Source organism: Sphingomonas adhaesiva (assembly GCF_002374855.1).
Classification (GTDB): Bacteria; Pseudomonadota; Alphaproteobacteria; order Sphingomonadales; family Sphingomonadaceae; genus Sphingomonas; species Sphingomonas adhaesiva.
Genome location: NZ_NWVC01000005.1, coordinates 26,905 through 44,229 on the forward strand (window position 1 = coordinate 26,905; position 17,325 = coordinate 44,229).

General features: G+C 68.5%; 15 protein-coding genes. 6 read left to right on the forward strand and 9 right to left on the reverse strand.

Translation table 11 applies throughout. The features are described from left to right. Window positions 1–32 precede the first annotated feature (32 nt). Genes COA07_RS11380 through recQ form a run of 3 tightly spaced genes read right to left on the reverse strand, consistent with a single transcriptional unit; the run spans window position 33 to window position 2,673 of the window. Window positions 33–422, reverse strand: a complete 390-nt coding sequence (locus tag COA07_RS11380; RefSeq protein ID WP_141396525.1) for a hypothetical protein — start codon at window positions 420–422, stop codon at window positions 33–35. A gap of 10 nt (window positions 423–432) precedes the next feature. Then, window positions 433–864: a protein tyrosine phosphatase family protein gene (locus COA07_RS11385; protein WP_066706985.1), complete on the reverse strand. Its 432-nt coding sequence runs from the start codon at window positions 862–864 to the stop codon at window positions 433–435. Window positions 865–894: 30 nt separating this feature from the next. Continuing rightward, window positions 895–2,673: a DNA helicase RecQ gene (gene recQ / locus COA07_RS11390; RefSeq protein ID WP_066706988.1), complete on the reverse strand. Its 1,779-nt coding sequence runs from the start codon at window positions 2,671–2,673 to the stop codon at window positions 895–897. Between the two features lie 127 nt (window positions 2,674–2,800). On the opposite strand from recQ, the gene COA07_RS18305 reads away from it, so the two are divergent. Next, window positions 2,801–2,971 (forward strand): hypothetical protein, encoded by a 171-nt coding sequence (locus COA07_RS18305; RefSeq protein WP_157085163.1) that lies wholly within the window; start codon window positions 2,801–2,803, stop codon window positions 2,969–2,971. Further along, window positions 2,971–3,243: a GNAT family N-acetyltransferase gene (locus tag COA07_RS11395; protein ID WP_066706990.1), complete on the forward strand. Its 273-nt coding sequence runs from the start codon at window positions 2,971–2,973 to the stop codon at window positions 3,241–3,243. The genes COA07_RS18305 and COA07_RS11395 overlap by 1 nt, the downstream gene beginning before the upstream one ends. 45 nt (window positions 3,244–3,288) lie before the next feature. Here COA07_RS11395 and COA07_RS11400 read toward each other — a convergent pair whose 3' ends face one another. After that, window positions 3,289–5,421, reverse strand: a complete 2,133-nt coding sequence (locus COA07_RS11400; protein WP_066706997.1) for a M3 family metallopeptidase — start codon at window positions 5,419–5,421, stop codon at window positions 3,289–3,291. Window positions 5,422–5,524: 103 nt separating this feature from the next. Continuing rightward, window positions 5,525–7,351 (reverse strand): ABCB family ABC transporter ATP-binding protein/permease, encoded by a 1,827-nt coding sequence (locus COA07_RS11405; protein ID WP_066707000.1) that lies wholly within the window; start codon window positions 7,349–7,351, stop codon window positions 5,525–5,527. A 102-nt stretch (window positions 7,352–7,453) separates the two neighbouring features. Between COA07_RS11405 and COA07_RS11410 the strand changes: the two genes are divergently transcribed. After that, on the forward strand, window positions 7,454–7,684 hold the full coding sequence (locus tag COA07_RS11410) for a hypothetical protein (protein WP_066707003.1): 231 nt from the start codon (window positions 7,454–7,456) through the stop codon (window positions 7,682–7,684). A gap of 3 nt (window positions 7,685–7,687) precedes the next feature. On the opposite strand, the gene ubiG is transcribed toward COA07_RS11410, so the two are convergent. Continuing rightward, window positions 7,688–8,437, reverse strand: coding sequence for a bifunctional 2-polyprenyl-6-hydroxyphenol methylase/3-demethylubiquinol 3-O-methyltransferase UbiG (gene ubiG, locus COA07_RS11415; protein ID WP_066707006.1), 750 nt, complete (start codon window positions 8,435–8,437; stop codon window positions 7,688–7,690). A gap of 51 nt (window positions 8,438–8,488) precedes the next feature. Here ubiG and COA07_RS11420 point away from each other — a divergent pair, with 51 nt between their 5' ends. Beyond that, the gene (locus tag COA07_RS11420) at window positions 8,489–9,760 is read left to right on the forward strand and encodes an aspartate kinase (RefSeq protein WP_066707009.1); all 1,272 of its coding nucleotides are present in this window, start codon (window positions 8,489–8,491) and stop codon (window positions 9,758–9,760) included. 96 nt (window positions 9,761–9,856) lie between these two features. Here COA07_RS11420 and COA07_RS11425 read toward each other — a convergent pair whose 3' ends face one another. Then, window positions 9,857–10,876 carry a glycosyltransferase family 2 protein gene (locus tag COA07_RS11425; RefSeq protein WP_066707012.1) on the reverse strand — a complete coding sequence of 340 codons (1,020 nt, stop codon included), beginning with the start codon at window positions 10,874–10,876 and terminating at the stop codon, window positions 9,857–9,859. Between the two features lie 25 nt (window positions 10,877–10,901). Further along, entirely contained in the window at window positions 10,902–12,341 is a 1,440-nt protein-coding gene (locus tag COA07_RS11430; protein ID WP_066707015.1) for a M48 family metalloprotease, read from the reverse strand. Window positions 12,342–12,530: 189 nt separating this feature from the next. On the opposite strand from COA07_RS11430, the gene COA07_RS11435 reads away from it, so the two are divergent. Then, complete coding sequence (locus COA07_RS11435) at window positions 12,531–15,545, forward strand: TonB-dependent receptor domain-containing protein (RefSeq protein ID WP_169803489.1); 3,015 nt, start codon at window positions 12,531–12,533, stop codon at window positions 15,543–15,545. Between the two features lie 29 nt (window positions 15,546–15,574). Beyond that, window positions 15,575–17,053: an amidohydrolase gene (locus COA07_RS11440; RefSeq protein ID WP_373853863.1), complete on the forward strand. Its 1,479-nt coding sequence runs from the start codon at window positions 15,575–15,577 to the stop codon at window positions 17,051–17,053. Window positions 17,054–17,086: 33 nt separating this feature from the next. On the opposite strand, the gene COA07_RS11445 is transcribed toward COA07_RS11440, so the two are convergent. Beyond that, window positions 17,087–17,281 (reverse strand): hypothetical protein, encoded by a 195-nt coding sequence (locus COA07_RS11445; RefSeq protein WP_066707026.1) that lies wholly within the window; start codon window positions 17,279–17,281, stop codon window positions 17,087–17,089. Between the last annotated feature and the right edge of the window lie 44 nt (window positions 17,282–17,325).

Here is a 17,325-nt window from a genome sequence, read left to right on the forward strand (position 1 = left end):
CAAAATTTCCGCAATCCAGCGAGCGTGCGTCGTCAGGCGTCGGCCAGCTCGTCCATCGCCACCATCTGGGCGATCGTCGGCGCCATCGGCACCTGTCCCAGCCGGCGGATGTCGAGCGCGGTCACGCCGACCAGCGCCACGTCGCCAAAGCGCCGGTCGCCGGTTTCGACGACGATGCCGTCATAGGTCTGGCGCAGCATCGGCCACGCAACCTCTAGCCCTGCAACCCGCCGGCCGCGGATGCGCAGCAGCGCGATGCGCGCGTCCGACAAAAGCACCAGCGCGGCGCGTCCGTCGGCGGAGATCACCGCATCGACCGCCTGCGTCCCCGGCAGTGCGTCGTGCGCGGCGTCCAGCGCCTCGTCGATCGTGCGCATCATGCGATCGGGACGGCCGATCTTCAGCAATGCCGCAAGCCCCATCGTCGCGCCCTCAGCCCGCTTGCTGCGCCACCGCGTCCATCAGCGGGCGCAGGCCGGATATGTCATAGCCCGCGCCGGCGGCCTTGGCGGTCAGCGTGTCGGGATCCTCGCCCAGCCCGGCGCCGGCCAGCGCCCACAGGTTGCACGAGCGCGTGCCCGAGCGGCAATAGGCCAGCACCGGCCCGCCGGCATCCTCCAGCGCGGCGATCATCGCCTGCACCTGTGGAAACGAAAAGCCGGCGTGGGTGACCGGGATCGCGGTATACGACAGCCCGGCGGCCTCCGCCGCGGCGCGGATCGCATCGCCATCCGGCTGGCCCGCTTCCTCGCCATCGGGGCGGTTGTTGACGATCGCGACATAGCCGGCGGCCGCGATGGCGGGGATGTCGTCTGGCCGGATTTGCGGCGCGACCGCGATCATGGCGTCGATGGATCGGAGCATGCCGGCGACACTAAACCAGCCGAATCGACATTACGAGTGGTCGGCGATCACTTTCAGGAAGGCATCGCCATAAGCATCCAGCTTTCGCTGGCCCACGCCGGTGATCCGCCCCAGCGCGGCGGGCGTGGCGGGGCGCATCGCCGCCATGTCGCGCAGCACCGAATCGTGGAAGATGACGTATGGCGGCACGCCCTGTTCCTTCGCCAGATCGCGGCGGCAGGCGCGCAACCCCTCGAACAGCGGATCGTCGACCGGATTGGCATCCGCCCCGCCGCCCGCGCCGCGGCGCCGCCGCTCGCGCTTCGGCGGTTCGACCAGCGGCAGCGTCGCCTCGCCCTTTAGCAGCGCCCGCGCGGACGGGCCGAACTCCAGCCCGCCGTGCGGGTTGGTGCGCAGCGCGTCCTTCAGCAGCAACGCGCGCGCCACCGGCTTGAGCAGGCGCAGTTCATCCGCGGTGACGATATTCCACACCGACAGCGCCTCATGCCCGTTCATCAGGCTGCGCTCGGTCGACTGGCCGGTCAGCACCTGCTCGATATAACCCGCACCAAACATCTGCCCGGTGCGGAACACCGCGGACAGATATTTCTGCGCCACCTGCGTCGCGTCGACGGCGGCGGGCGGGTTCAGGCAATTGTCGCAATTGCCGCAGGTTTCGGGCGGCTGCTCGCCGAAATGCCGCAGCAGGATCGCGCGGCGGCACCCCGCGGTCTCGACCAGCGCGCCCAGCGCCGTCAGCCGCGCGCGCTCGCCCGGCTGGCGCGCCGGCTCGACCTCGGCGATGCGCTGGCGCGCGCGGGCGAAATCCTCCGCCCCCCAGAACAGGTGCGCGACCGCCGGATCGCCGTCGCGCCCGGCACGCCCGGTTTCCTGATAATAGGCCTCGATCGACTTGGGCAGGCCGGCATGCGCGACGAAGCGGACGTCGGGCTTGTCGATCCCCATGCCGAACGCGATCGTGGCGCAGATCACCATATCCTCGGATTCGACGAACGCGGCCTGGTTGGCGGCGCGCACCGATGCGTCCAGTCCGGCGTGATAGACGCGCACCGGGCGCCCGGTGCGGGCGAGCGATTCGGCCATCTTCTCGGTGCCCGCGCGTGACTGGACATAGACGATGCCGGGGCCGGGGGTGCGTGCGATCAGGTCCGCGATCTGGCGCGGCGTATTGTCGCGCGGGGTGATCGTGTAGCGGATGTTCGGCCGGTCGAACCCGGCGACGATCATACCGTCGTGCGGGATGCCCAGCTGTTCCAGCACGTCGGCACGGGTATGTTCGTCGGCGGTGGCGGTCAGCGCCAGCCGGGGTACGTCCGGGAACCGGTCCAGCAGCGGGCGCAGCAGGCGATAGTCGGGGCGGAAGTCATGCCCCCATTCGCTGACGCAATGCGCCTCGTCGATCGCGAACAGCGCGATGCGGCCACGGTCCAGCAGGTCGCGGAAATCCCCGGTAGAGGCGCGTTCGGGCGCGACGTAGAGCAGGTCGAGATCGCCATCCAGGAAGCGCCCGCGTGTCTCCGCACGGTTTTCGTCCACGCTGGTCAGCGTCGCGGCGCGCAACCCCACCGCCTGCGCTGCGCGTAACTGGTCGTGCATCAGCGCGATCAGCGGGCTGACGACGACGCACGTCCCCTCCAGCATCGCGGAGGGCAGCTGGTAGCATAGCGACTTGCCCGCGCCGGTCGGCATCACCGCCAGCGTCCGCTGCCCGGCGAGCACGCGCGCGACCACCTGCTCCTGCACGCCGCGAAACGCGGGGAAGCCGAAAATGCGGTGAAGCGCGGAGACGGGATCGCTGACGGCGGCCATCGCGGCGTCATCTAGGACGGGCAGCGGCGAGGGACAACCGCTGTCGCAGGCGACGCGGGGGAGGAGCGAGGCGGAACGCGCGAGCGCGCGGCGCGTAGGGCGCTTCGTATCCCGTCAGGAGCAATGCATGTCCCCGCGTCCCAATCTGGCCCTGTTCACCTTCGGCGCCGCCGCCATCCTGTCCGCGTGCGAGCGGCGGACGGAGGATCACGGCGCCAACGCGGTCGCGCCGATGGCCGCGGCGCCCGCCGCCAAGGGGGTGGACGCGCCGGTGCCGGCCGAGGCAGGGCCGAACTGATGAACCGGGTACACGACAACCGTTCCGAACAGGAATTCGAGATCACCGTCGACGGCCACCGCGCCGTCGCCGCCTATCAGCTGGAAGGCGATACGATCGTCTTCACGCACACATTGGTCCCGGCCGAGATCGAGGGGCGCGGCGTGGCGTCCAAGCTGATCCGCAGCGCGCTGGACAGTGCGCGCGACCACGGGTTGAAGGTGGTGCCGCAATGCCGCTTCGTGCGCGCCTATATCGACAAGCACCCCGAGGTTCAGGACCTGCTGGCGTAGCGGCCTCTGGTGTTCCGACATTCGCCGGAACACCAGACGTGCCGGTTACGGATTGATGCGGTTGCCGTTGGCGTCGAGGCCCAGGCCGTTGAGAAGCGGCGTGACCTCCGGATCCTTGCCGTAGAAGGCCCGGAACATCGTCGCATAATCCTCGGTATGCCCCTTCGACAGGATCATGTCGCGGAACCGCTGGCCGTTGGCGCGGGTCAGCCCGCCGTTCTTCTCGAACCAGGAATAGGCGTTTTCGTCCAGCATCTTGGTCCACTGATAGGCGTAATAGCCGGCCGAATAGCCGTTGCCCCAAATGTGCAGGAAATAGCTGGAGCGATAGCGCGGCGGCACGTCGGTGGTGTCGAGACCGGACGCCGCCAGCGCCTTGGCCTCGAACGCATCGGCGTCCTGGCGTGGGGCGTCGGCGGGCAGTGAATGCCAGCTCATGTCGAGCTGCGACGCGGCCAGTGCCTCACCGAAGCCGTAGCCTGAGTTGAACGTGCCCGCGCGCTTGATCTTGTCGACCAGTGCCGCCGGGATCGGCTTGCCGGTGCGATAGTCGACCGCGTAATGCGCCAGCACCTTCGGGTCGAGCGCCCAATGTTCGTTGAACTGCGACGGGAATTCAACGAAGTCGCGCGCGGTATTGGTGCCCGACACGCTGGGATAGACCTGGTTCGCGAACAGCCCATGCAGCGCATGGCCGAATTCGTGGAACATCGTGGTCACATCGTCGAAGGTGATGAGCGCGGGCTGCCCCACCGCCGGCTTGGTGAAATTGCCGACGTTGTAGATGACCGGCTTCGTCCCCAAGAGCTTCGACTGGTTGACGAAATTTGACATCCACGCGCCGCCGTTCTTGTTGTCGCGCTTCCAATAGTCGAAGTACATCAGGCCAAGCGGCTGGCCGTTTTCCTCGAACACCTCGTACACCGACACGTCGGGATGCCAGACGGGCAGGTCGGTGCGCTTCTTGAACGACAGGCCGTACAGCTGGTTGGCGGCGTAGAAGACGCCGTCGTTCAGCACCTTGTCGATCTCGAAATACGGCTTCAGCTCGTCCTGATTGAGGTCGTACTTCGCCTTGCGCAGCTTTTCGGAATAGAAATCCCAGTCCCACGGCTTCAGGTCGAAATTGCCGCCCTCGGCCCTGATCTGCGCCTGCAGCTCGCCGGCCTCGCGCTTCTGTTCGACCGCCACGGGCGCGGCGATCTGGCGGATGAAGGACAGCGCGGTGGCGGGGTTCTTCGCCATCTGGTCGGCTAGCTTGTAATCGGCCCAGCTGGCGAAGCCGAGCAACTTGGCCTTTTGCGCGCGCAACTGCGCGATCTGCGCGATCGTCTGGCGCGTGTCGTTGGCATCGCCCTTTTCCGCGCGGGTCCAGCTGGCGTTGAACAGCGCCTCGCGCGTCGCGCGATCGGTCAGCGTCGCCAGCAGCGGCTGCTGCGTGGTGTTCTGGAGCGACAGGACATATGTGCCCGGCAGCCCGCGCGCAGCGGCGTCGGCGGCCGCCGCGGCGATTTCCGCGTCGGACAGGCCCGCCAGCTTCGCCTTGTCATCGACGACCAGCGCGCCCGCCTTGGCGGCGGCGAGCAGCCGCTGCTTGAAGCTGGTTTCCAGCGTCGACAGCTGGCCGTTGATCGTGCGCAGCGTCTGCTGGTCCGCGGCCGACAGCTGCGCGCCCGCGCGCACCATGTCCTGATAGGTTTCGGTGAGGACCATCGCCTGTTCCGGCGTCAGCCCCAGTGTGGCGCGCCGGTCGTACAGCGCCTTCACCCGCGCGAACAGCTTCGCATCCAGGTTGATCGCGTCGCTGTGCGCCGCCATCAGCGGGGCCAGTTCTTCCTCGGTCTTCTGCAGGACATCGTTGGTGTTGGCGCCGTTGACGCCGTCGAAGGCGTTGTTGGCGCGCTCCAGCAACCGGCCCGAGCGTTCCAGCGCGGCGATCGTATTGTCGAACGTCGGCGTGGAGCGGTCGGCGGCGATCCGCGCGATCTCGGCGCGCTGTTCGGACATGCCCGCCTTGATCGCGGGCAGATAGTCGGTGTCCTTGATCCGGTCGAACGGCGGTGCCTGGAACGGCAGCGTGCTGGGCCTGGCGAACGGATTGCTCGCGGGCAGCGTCTGCGCCGACACGGCGGTGGTGGTCATCAACGCCGCGGTGGCGGCGGCAAGCAGCGAACGCATTCGAACTCCTCGTGATCGCGGATCCATGTCAGGCAGATGCACCGTGCCGCACGATGCGGCAAGGCTGCTGTCGTACCGCTGAACGAACCTGCGCCGCGTGCGCTCATGCCGCCGCGCTCTCCGCCTCCGCCTCGCCGCTTTCGGCGGCCTGGCGCGCCCACATTTCGGCATAAAGGCCGCCGTGCGCCAGAAGATCGGCATGGCTGCCGCGTTCGACCACACGGCCGGCTTCCAGCACGACGATCTGATCGGCGTGGACGATCGTCGACAGGCGGTGCGCGATCACCACGGTGGTGCGGCCGCGCTCGATCGCCTCCAGCGTCTCCATGATCTCCGCCTCGGTACGGCTGTCGAGCGCGCTGGTCGCCTCGTCCAGGATCAGGATCGGCGGGTTCTTGAGCAGCGTGCGCGCGATCGCGACGCGCTGCTTCTCGCCCCCCGACAGCTTCAGCCCGCGTTCGCCGACGCGGGTCGCATAGCCTTCGGGCTGGCGTTCGATGAAGCCGGCGATCGCCGCGCCGCGCGCCGCCGCGGCGATATCCGCTTCGCCCGCGCCTTCGCGGCCATAGGCGATGTTGTAGCCGATCGTGTCGTTGAACAGCACCGTATCCTGCGGCACGATGCCGATCGCGGCGCGCAGGCTGTCCTGCGTGACGGCGCGGATATCCTGCCCGTCGATCGTGATCCGCCCCGACCCGATGTCGTAGAAGCGGTACATCAGCCGTGCGAGCGTCGACTTGCCCGCACCCGACGGCCCGACTACCGCCAGCGTCGTGCCGGGCGGCACGTCCAGGTCGATGCCCTTCAGGATCGGCTGGCCGGCGTCATACCCGAATTCGACCGCCTCGAACCGCACGTGCCCGCGCGCCACCGCCAGCGGCGGCGCGCCGGGGGCGTCGACGACCTCCGACGGCGTGTCGATCAGGTCGAACATCGCGCCCATGTCGATCACCCCCTGCCGCACGGTGCGATAGACCATGCCGAGCAGGTCGAGCGGGCGGAACAATTGCGCCAGCAGCGTCGACACCAGCACCACGTTGCCCGCGGTAAACCGCCCCTGGCTCCACCCCCAGGCGACCCAGGCCATTCCGGCGCCCAGCATCGCATTGGTGATCAGCGCCTGCCCGATGTTGAGCCACGCCAGGCTGTTCTCGCTCTTCACGGCGGCCTGCGCATAGGCGCGCATCGCACGATCGTAGCGTTGCGCCTCGCGCTCCTCGGCGCCGAAATATTTCACCGTCTCGAAGTTGAGCAGCGAATCGACCGCGTGCGCGACCGCGCCGGTATCCAGATCGTTCATCTTCTCGCGCAGGCTCGATCGCCAGTCGGTGACGACGCGCGTGAACCAGATGTAGACGACGACCATCACGATCGTCGCCGCCACCAGCGGCCAGCCGAACTTCACCTGGAAGATGCCCAGCACCAGCACCAGTTCCAGCACCGTCGGCGCGATGTTGAACAGCAGGAAGTACAGCATCGTGTCGATGCTCTTGGTGCCGCGCTCCACCACCTTGGTCACCGCACCGGTGCGCCGTTCCAGATGGAAGCGCAGCGACAGGCGGTGGAGGTGGCGGAAGACGCGTGCCGCCAGCCGCCGGGTCGCTTCCTGCCCGACACGCTCGAACACGGTATTGCGCAGATTGTCGAACAGGGTGGTGCCGAACCGCGCGGCGGCATAGCCCACGACCAGCAGCACGATCAGCGACACCGGGGTCGTCGCCACGCCCATCCCATCCACCGCGCCCTGCAGGGCAAACGGCGCGCCATAGACCTGCACCAGCTTCGACAGGACGACGAGCGCCATCGCCCCCACCACCCGCCGCCGCATCCCCGGCGCGTCGTTGGGCCACAGATCGGGCAGGAAGCGGCGCAGCGTCGGCAGCAGGGGGCGATCGGCGCCGGAGGAACGGGTCATCGTGTCGGGAGGCATCGCCCTGACATGTCGGCCTCGTGGTGCGCTGCGTCAACCACGCCGGCCTCGCCGGGAACGGTGCGCCGAATCGAGCGTTTTCAGCGGTGTAGGGAGGCAGGCATGGAACCGGTGTTCTTCGTTCTGGCGATCATGGGCTGCGGCGACGGGGCAAGTGACTGTGCGCAGGCGCGAATCGAGCCGGCGCATTATGCCACGATCCAGCAATGCCAGGCGGCGATGCCCGCGGCCCTCGCCCGCAACACGGACGTGGACTACCCCGTCGTCAGCGCCGCCTGCCGCCGCAACGGCCCGCAGATCGTCTATCGCGGTGCGGTCCGGAAGCGCAGCTGAGCGTCAGTTTCTCCGCGCGGTGACGAAATAGTCGAGCGTGGTCGACCCGCCCAGGGTGAACCCCTTGGTCCCCAGCGTCAGGCCGGTAACGTCGATCACCTCCAGTCCGGCGTCAGCGATCATCGCAGTCAGTTCGTCCGGCGCCAGGAACCTGTCCCAGTCATGCGTGCCGCGCGGCACCTGGCCCAGCCGCTCCGCCGCCTCGACCAGTGCAAACCGGCTCAGCCACGTGCGGTTGGGCGTGCTCATCACCAGCAGCCCACCCGGCGCCACGCTCGCGGCCAGCGCGGCGACGAAGGCGTGCGGATCGGCGACATGCTCGACCACCTCCATCGAGGTGACAAGATCGAACGTCTCGCCCGCCACTGCCTCGACACCACCGACGCGATAGTCGACCGTTAACCTGCGGCCCTCGGCATGGAGCCGCGCCACCGCGATGCTTTCGGCCGCCGCGTCCACCGCGGTCACCGCCGCGCCCATCCGCGCCAGCGGCTCGGCGAGCAGCCCCGCGCCGCACCCCATGTCGAGCGCGCGCCGCCCGGCCAGCGGGGTGAAGCCGGCATCGTCCAGATCCCAATGTCGATCGATCGCACCGCGCAGATAGCGCAGCCGCACCGGGTTGAGCCGGTGGAGCATTGCCGACGACCCCTTGGGGTCCCACCATTCCTGCGCCAGCTTGCCGAAATGCGCCGCCTCCGCCGCGACGATCGACGGATGCGGAGTGGTTGCGGTTGTTACGCTTGCGTCGGTCATGCGCGCTTCCTATCAGGACGCCCCTTCTATCCCAAGGCGTTTGGACAGGCTGTGGCGCGCATCGTCATGAAATTCGGCGGCACCTCGATGGCGGGGAGCGAACGGATTCGCTCGGTCGCCGCGCGGGTGAAACGCGAGGTGGCGGCGGGCAACCAGGTCGCGGTGGTCGTGTCGGCGATGGCGGGCGAGACCGACCGGCTGGTCGGTTTCTGCCGCGAAGCCTCGCCACTGTACGATCCGCGCGAATATGACGTCGTGGTCGCCGCGGGCGAACAGGTGACCAGCGGGCTGCTGGCGATCGCGCTGCAGGCGATTGGCGTGCCGGCGCGCTCGTGGCTCGGCTGGCAGCTGCCGATCCACACCGACGACGCCCATGCCAAGGCGCGGATCGGGGAGATCGACACCGGGGCGCTCGACGCCAGCCTGGCCGCGGGCGAGGTCGCGGTCATCCCCGGGTTCCAGGGCGTCACCGACGACGGCCGGATCACCACGCTGGGCCGCGGCGGATCGGATACGTCGGCGGTGGCGATGGCGGCGGCGATGAAGGCCGACCGCTGCGACATCTACACCGACGTTGACGGTGTCTACACCACCGATCCGCGCATCGTGCCGCGCGCGCGCAAGCTCGCCAAGGTCACGTATGAAGAGATGCTGGAACTGGCCAGCGTCGGGGCCAAGGTGCTCCAGACGCGCTCGGTCGGTCTGGCGATGAAGAAGAACGTCCGCGTTCAGGTGCTGTCGTCGTTCACGGGCGAGGACGCGCCGATGGCGGACACGCTGCCCGGAACGATGATCGTGGGCGAAGAGGAGATAACCGACGTGGAACGCCAGCTCATCACCGGTATCGCGCACGACAAGAACGAGGCGAAGATCACGCTGACCGCGGTGCCCGACAAGCCGGGCGCGGTGGCCAGCGTGTTCGAGCCGCTGGCCGCGGCGAACATCAACGTCGACATGATCATCCAGAATATCGCGCACCAGAGCGCGGGTTCGGCCAGCGCGACCGACGTGACCTTCACCGTCCCCGCCGCCGATCTGGCGCGTTCGATCGAGGCGCTGAACCAGGCGCGCGGCGCGATCGGCTTCGCCGATCTGGTCCACGACACGCGCGTGGCGAAGGTCAGCGTCGTCGGCGTGGGGATGCGCAGCCACGCGGGCGTCGCCAGCACGATGTTCACCACGCTGGGCGCGCGCGGGATCAACATCCAGGCGATCTCCACCAGCGAGATCAAGGTCAGCGTGCTGATCCACGAGGACGAAACCGAACTGGCGGTGCGCGTGCTGCACACCGCCTACGGGCTGGACGCGGAAGAGGCGGCGTAACCGAACGGCGTCATCCCGGCGCCGGCTGGGATCTCGTGCCGCAGACCTACGGCTGACGGGCAAAGGCCCCGGCCTGCGCCGGGGCGACGGCGATCGTTACCCCGCGGGCGCCTCGCTCGCGACCTGCGCATCGGGGATGCGCGTCGCCTCCGCCTGGAACCCCAGCGTCGCACGGCCGTGCGCGACGCCCGCGATGTCGGCGACGAGGTAAAGCGGGCGGCGCTTCGCCTCGATATACAGCCGGCCGAGATATTCGCCGATCATCCCCAGCACGAACATCTGGATCGCGCTGAGCACCACGACGACCAGCATCGTCGAGGTCCAGCCCTGCACGCGCCCGCCGCTGAAATAGCCGAAGGCGATGTAGAACAGCAAAAGCAGCGAACAGCCCGCCAGGATCACCGACAGATGGCTGGCCCAGCGCAGCGGCGCGGTGGAGAAGCCGGTGACCGCGTCGAGCGCGAGGCGGATCATCTTGGCGAGCGGATAATTGGTCTCCCCCGCGTGCCGCTCCGCACGGTCATAGGGAAACGGCACCTGCCGGAAGCCGACCCACGCCACCATCCCGCGGATGAAGCGCGCCTGTTCGGGCAGCGCCAGCAACGCGTCGAGCGCGCGGCGTGTCATCAGACGGAAATCGCCGGTGTCGAGCGGGATCGGCGTGTCGGTGACGCGGTCGAGCACGCGGTAGAAGGCCGCGGCGGTCGCCTTCTTGAACCAGGTTTCCCCGGCGCGCTGGCGGCGGACGGCGTAGACGACGTCGGCGCCGTCGCGCGCCATCACCGCGCGCATCTCGGTCAGCAGTTCGGGCGGGTCCTGCAGATCGGCGTCGATGATGAGGATCTGCTGCCCCGAACACAGGTCCAGCCCGGCGGTGAGCGCGAGCTGGTGGCCGTGGTTGCGCGACAGATTGATCGCGACGACGTGGCAGTCGGCGGTCGCCAGCGCCTGCATCACCGCCCAGCTGTCATCGCGCGAGCCGTCGTTGACGAGCACGATCTCATGATCCGCGCCGACCGCCGCGAAGGCGGCGGCCGACACGCGGGCATGGAGAAGCGGCAACGTGGCTTCTTCGTTGTAGCAGGGGATGACGACCGAGAGCGCGGGACGGTGCATGGTGGCGCCGCGCTTTAGCGGCGGATCAGCCCGACGTCACGACCTTTACCAACATTCCGGGACGAAGCGTGGCGTCCGCGTCCAGCCCGTTGAGCGTCAGGAAGCGGTCCCGCTGGAGCGTGGGATAGGCCATCTGGCGCGCAAAAGTGTCGATCGTGTCGCCGTTCTTCACCGTCAGGATGCGGATCCGCTTGCCCTTGATCGCCGATGCGTCCGCCGAGGACAGCGTCGCCATGCTGGCCACCAGCGGCTGCAACGCACCCGTCCCGGCGCCCGCCGGAGTCACGATCGTCCAGTAATTGGTCGCATCGGGGAAGCGATAGGCGACGATCGTCGCGTCGACCGCGCGCCCGTTCGCGGCGGCGCGCACGGTGGACACGGCGTAGGGAAGGCCGTTGGCGGAGCCGGTGCGCACGTCATCGGGCACGGACGTCGCGCCGAGCGCGCGGAAACGCGCCGCGATGAACCCGGGCAGATCGCCCGTCGCGGTGGCGGTGCGCAGCTGCGCCTGACCGCCATTGCCCGCGACGGTGACCGCCTGCGTCCCGTTCGCGATCGTGTAACCGGCCGGTGCGGTGAAGCGCAGCCGCAGTCCGGGGTGGCGGAAGGTCTGCCCCTCGATCACGCCCTCGCGCGGATCGTCGTCGTAGCGCAGGCCATCGAGGCGGCGCAGGAATGCCGTATCCTGCGCGGGCTGCACCTCGGGACGCCCGGTCGCCGCGGCCAGCTTCGCGGCGCGACGGATGCGGTCGATGCTGTTGGGATGGGTCGACGCCCAGGTCGGCACGGCATTGGCATCGCGCCCCGCCACCCGTGCCTGCAGCGTGGTGGCGGCGTTGAGCTGCGCCAGCATGTCGGCGGCGGCATAGGGATCGTAGCCCGCGGCGGTGATATATCTGACCCCCAGCGAATCGGCGGCATATTCCTGATCGCGGCCGTATTTCAGCGTGTACAGCCCCGCCGCCTGCTGCGCGCCCGCGCCGACCAGCTGGCCGACCGCGCCATTGCCCGCCACCGCGCCGACGATCCCGGCGAGAACGCCCGCGATCGTCCCGGTCTTCTGCCGGCCGGCGGAATGGCGCGCGGCGACGTGCCCGACCTCATGCCCCATCACCGAGGCCAGTTCCGCTTCCGAGTTCATCAGCGCGAGCAGCTGGCGCGTGACGTAGATATAGCCGCCGGGAATCGCGAAGGCGTTTTCGACGGGCGAGTTGAGCAAGGCGACGGTGAAATCGCCCTGCGCGTTCGACAGCCCGGACTGGACCGCCACGCGCTTGCCGACCTGTTCGACATAGGCGGCCTGCGGCCCGTCGTAGCGCCCGCCGAATTCGGCCAGCAGCTGCGGATTGGCCTGCGCGCCCTGCGCCTTGTCCGAAGCGGAGATGCTGCGCACCGCGTTCGATTGCGCGAGGGCGGGCGCCGCCGACGAGGCGAGCGCGGCGGCGATGGTGATGTGGCGCAACATGGATCAGTGTCCTCCCGTTTCCCCACACAATGCCCGATCCGGCACGGGGTTTCCGCGCGACCGTTCGTTACCGGCGCGGCACGATCGGCGAAACTTTTTTGATGGTCGGGCGTGAGGACGTGCCACAAGCGTGCGTCATTCCCGATGAAGCCGCCCGCGAACGAGGCGGCCCATCCAGGGATCCATGCCATGCACCAGCGACCTGATCGCCGCTCTCTCCTTGCCCTCGGCACCTGCACGCTCGCGCTGATCGCCGCGCAGGCGCACGCGCAGACGGCCGTGCCCGAAAGCCCGCCGCCGTCGGTCGAGGAAGCGCGCGAGAGCGAGGCGCCCGCCGCGGGCGAGGAGATCGTCATCACCGGATCGCGCATCGCGCGCCCCGATTACGTCGCCAATTCCCCGATCGTGTCGCTGTCGCAGGACACGCTGGAAAATACCGGGCGGGTCACCGTCGAAAGCGCGCTGACCCAGCTGCCGCAGTTCAGCGGCGCGTTCGGCGCGGGCAACGGCGGCAGCACGTCGACCGGGCTGAACGGCGGGCAGGCCTATGCCAGCCTGCGCGGGCTGGGGTCGAAGCGGACGCTGCTGCTGCTCGACGGGCGGCGCATCCAGCCGTCGAACCCCGACGGGTCGGTCGACCTCAACATCCTGCCCGAGGCGCTGATCGAGAATATCGAGGTCATCACCGGCGGCGCGTCGACCACCTATGGGTCGGACGCGACCGCGGGCGTCGTCAATTTCCGGCTGAAGCGCAATTTCAAGGGGCTGGAGTTGAACGGCCAGACCGGCGTCAGCGATTACGGCGACGGCAATTCCTATCGCCTGACCGCGACGATGGGGTCGAAGTTCGCCGACGATCGCGGATCGGCGGTGCTGTCGATCGACTATACCAACCGCGAACGCGCGTTGCAGCAGGGGCGCGATTACTACGTGTTCCGCCAGTCGACGCCGGGGCTGGCGACGATCCCGCAGGGCACCGTGCTGTTCGGCAGCAACACGCCGACGCTGGCGTCGGTCAATGCAGTGTTCCAGGGCCAGTACGGCACGCCCGCGCTGACCGGCAATGCGGCGGGCCGCTACACCGGGCAGATCGGCTTCAACACCGACCAGACGCTGTTTTCGACGTCGGGCGTCCCCGTCTACAACTTCCGCGATCCGCAGACCGACGAGGCGTATATCGTCAATTCGGGGACCAATTCGCAGCAGGTCAATTTCGGTTACAACGGCGCGTCGCTGCAATCCGACCTCGACCGGTGGAGCGTGTTCGGCAAGGTCGATTACGACGTGTCGGACGATGTGAAGGCGTTCGTCCAGGCGACCTACACCACCTATACCTCGCTGGGGGTCGCCAACCCGACGCTGGCGTCGAACGTCTACGGCCTGACCGTGCCGACGACCAATCCGTTCATCCCGGCGGCGTTCAGGACGATCCTGTCGACGCGCGCCAACCCCAATGCCCCCTTCACCTTCTACAAGGCGCTGAACATCCTGGGGCCGCGGTATCAGCAATACGATTATGACGTGTGGCAGGTGACGGCCGGGCTGTCGGGCAAGCTGGGCATCCGCGACTGGACCTGGGACCTGTACGCATCGACCAGCCAGGCCAAGTTCCGCAACGAACAGCGCGGCGGCGCCAGCGCCAGTGCGACCGCGCAGCTGCTCAATTCGCCGACCGGCGGCACCGAGCTATGCGCGGGCGGGTTCAATCCGTTCGGCAACCTGACCCCGTCGCAGGCGTGCATCGACTATATCAGCCGCCGCACGCTCAACACCAACGACCTGAAGCAGCGCACCGTCGAGGGGACGATCCAGGGCGGGCTGTTCACCTTGCCCGCCGGCGAGGTGCGCTTCGCGGTCGGCGGCGACTATCGCTACAATTCCTATGGCTTCCAGCCCGACAGCCAGCTGTCGCTGCCCAACGGCACCAGCGACGTCCTGGGCTATTCGGTGCTGCGCGCGGCGGGCGGATCGGTCAGCACGGGCGAAGCGTTCGGCGAATTGCTGGTGCCGTTGCTGCACGATATCCCGCTGATCCAGCAGCTCGATCTGGACCTGGGCTATCGTTATTCGAACTACGATTCGGTCGGCGGCGTCCATGCGTACAAGGCCGACGTGACGTGGCGCGTGTTCGAACCGCTGCGGCTGCGCGGCGGGTACAATCGCTCGATCCGCGCGCCGAGCGTGGGCGAGCTGTTCGCGCCGGTATCGACCGGGTCGGTGGCGATCGGCACCGCCAGCAGCACGACGACCAACGGCGATCCGTGCGACACGCGCTCGTCGTACCGCCGCGGCGCCAATGCCACGCAGGTGCGCAACCTGTGCCTGGCGCAGGGCATCCCGACGTCGATCATCGACAGCTACCAGCTGGGCACGGCGCAGGTCTTCGCGCTGACCGGCGGCAACCCGCAATTGAAGGAGGAAACCGCCGACACCTTCTCCGCCGGCGGCGTGCTGCAATCGCCGTTCGCGGGGGTGTTCAAGAACCTGTCGCTGTCGGTCGATTTCTACTCGATCAAGATCAAGGATGCGGTGGGGCCGCTGTCGATCGCGCAGGCGTTCCAGTTCTGCTTCAATTCGGGCGGCAACAACCCGAATTACGCGGCGAACAACTATTATTGCTCGCTCATCACCCGCAACACCGACACCGGCGTGCCGGTCAACCCGCTCCAGCCGCTGCTGAACCTGGGCACGTACGAGGTGCGGGGCGTGGACATCCAGTTCGACTGGCGCTTCCCGATCGGCGCCAATGCGGGGACGTTCGCGATCAATTCGGCGGTCAGCTACCTCGACCGGTTCCGGATCCAGGCGCTGCCCGGCGCGCCCAATTACGATTACGCCGGGTCGATCGGCGTGGGCGTGGAGACCACCGCGGGCACCGCGCATCCGCGGTGGAAGGCGATCACGTCGGCCACCTATACGCTGGGTCAGGCCAGCCTGGGGCTGCGCTGGCGCTATATCGACAGCATGATCAATTCGGCCAAGGTGGTGTCGCCCGCCAGCACGACGCGCGGGGTACGGGCGTATAACGTCTTCGACCTGAACGCGCGGTTCGACGTCGACGACAATACACAGTTCCGCATGGGCGCGACCAACCTGTTCAATCGCGCGCCGCCGCAGGTGGGCGACCAGGAAGGCAATTACGACCCGCAGAATTACGACGTGATCGGCCGCTATTTCTTCATCGGCGCAACAAAGAAGTTCTGATCGTGATACGACCGGTCAAGGGAGGATCGATGATGACCAAGATGATGACCGCCGCCGCTGCGCTGGCCGCCGGCATGCTGCTGGCGGCGGCCCCCGCCACCGCGCAGCTGGCGCCCGCCGACAGCAGCCAGATCCTGGCCAATGCCGCCGCGGGCGAGAAGGCGATGGCGGACGCGGCGCTGCAGATCTGGAAGTTCGCGGAAGTGGGCTATCAGGAAACGCAAAGCTCCGCCTTGTTGCAGGCGCGGCTGAAGGCGGCGGGCTTCGCCGTGACGCCGGGCGTCGCGGGGGAGCCGACCGCGTTCGTCGCCAGCTTCAGGAACGGGGCGGGGCCGGTGATCGGCGTGCTGGCCGAATTCGACGCGTTGCCCGGCCTGTCGCAGGCCGCGGCGCCGACGCGCCAGCCGCTGGGCGGGCCGGCGGGGCATGGCTGCGGCCACAATCTGTTCGGCGCGGCCAGCAGCTATGCCGCGATCGCGGTGAAGGAGTGGATGGTCAAGAACAACGTCAAGGGCGAGATCCGCGTCTATGGCACCCCGGCCGAGGAAGGCGGATCGGGCAAGGTGTACATGGTGCGCGAGGGGCTGTTCCGCGACGTCGACACCGTGCTCCACTGGCACCCCGGCAATGCCAACAGCGCGGCGCAGGGGCCGAGCATGGCCAACATCTCCGGCAAGTTCCGCTTCCACGGCATCTCCGCGCACGCCGCGGGCAACCCCGACAAGGGGCGCTCGGCGCTCGACGGGGTGGAGGCGATGGACGCGATGGTCAACATGATGCGCGAGCATATCCCCGACCGCACGCGCATCCATTACGTCATCACTAACGGCGGCAAGGCGCCCAACGTCGTCCCCGACGAAGCGGAGGTCTATTATTACGTCCGCCACACCGACCCCAAGGTCGTGCAGGCGGTGTGGGAATGGGTGAAGCAGGCCGCCAGCGGCGCGGCGATGGGCACGCAGACCAAGGTCGACGTGGAGGTGACCGGCGGCGTCTATTCGCTGCTGCCCAATGCGGCGCTGATGAAGGTCATGGACCGGTCGCTGCGCGGCGCGGGGACGATCACCTGGACGCCCGAGGAACTGGCGTTCGGGCAGAAGATCCAGCAGACGTTCGCGAACGGCGGGGCCGGCGCGCCCGCGCTGGCCAGCGTGGGCGAGGTGCAGCCCGCGGTGCTGGTCGACGATGCGATGGGCGGATCGACCGACGTCGCCGACGTCAGCTGGGTGGTGCCGACGGTGGGGCTGTCGACTGCCACCTTCGTCCCCGGATCGGCCGGGCACAGCTGGCAGAACGTCGCCGCGGCGGGCAGCAGCATCGGCATCAAGGGCGCCGCGCTGGCGACCAAGACGCTGGCGCTGGCTGCGGCCGACCTGTTCCGGTCGCCCGACGCGATCGCCGCGGCCAAGCAGGAATTCGCCGCCAAGCGCGGGGCGAGCTTCCAGTACAAGGCGCTGCTGGGCGATCGCCAGCCGCCGCTCGACTATCGCAAGACCGCCGGCGAGTGAGACGGGTGGCGCCCCCGGCCCGGGCCGGGGGCGCTACGCCTTGAACGCCAGCCCGGCGAGCACCGCCAGCGCGATCAGCGCGGCCATCTGCACCGTCGTCCAGTCGATCCAGCCGACCGCGTCGAGGTCGCGCCGCCGGCCGCGCCGCGCCTGCCGCCACGCGGCGAACAGCGCCAGCAGCGCGCAGCCGGCCGCCAGCCCCGCCAGCAGGGCTTGTGCATCGCTCATCGCTGCGCCAGCCTCCCGCGCATCATCACCGGGAGAATGAGATG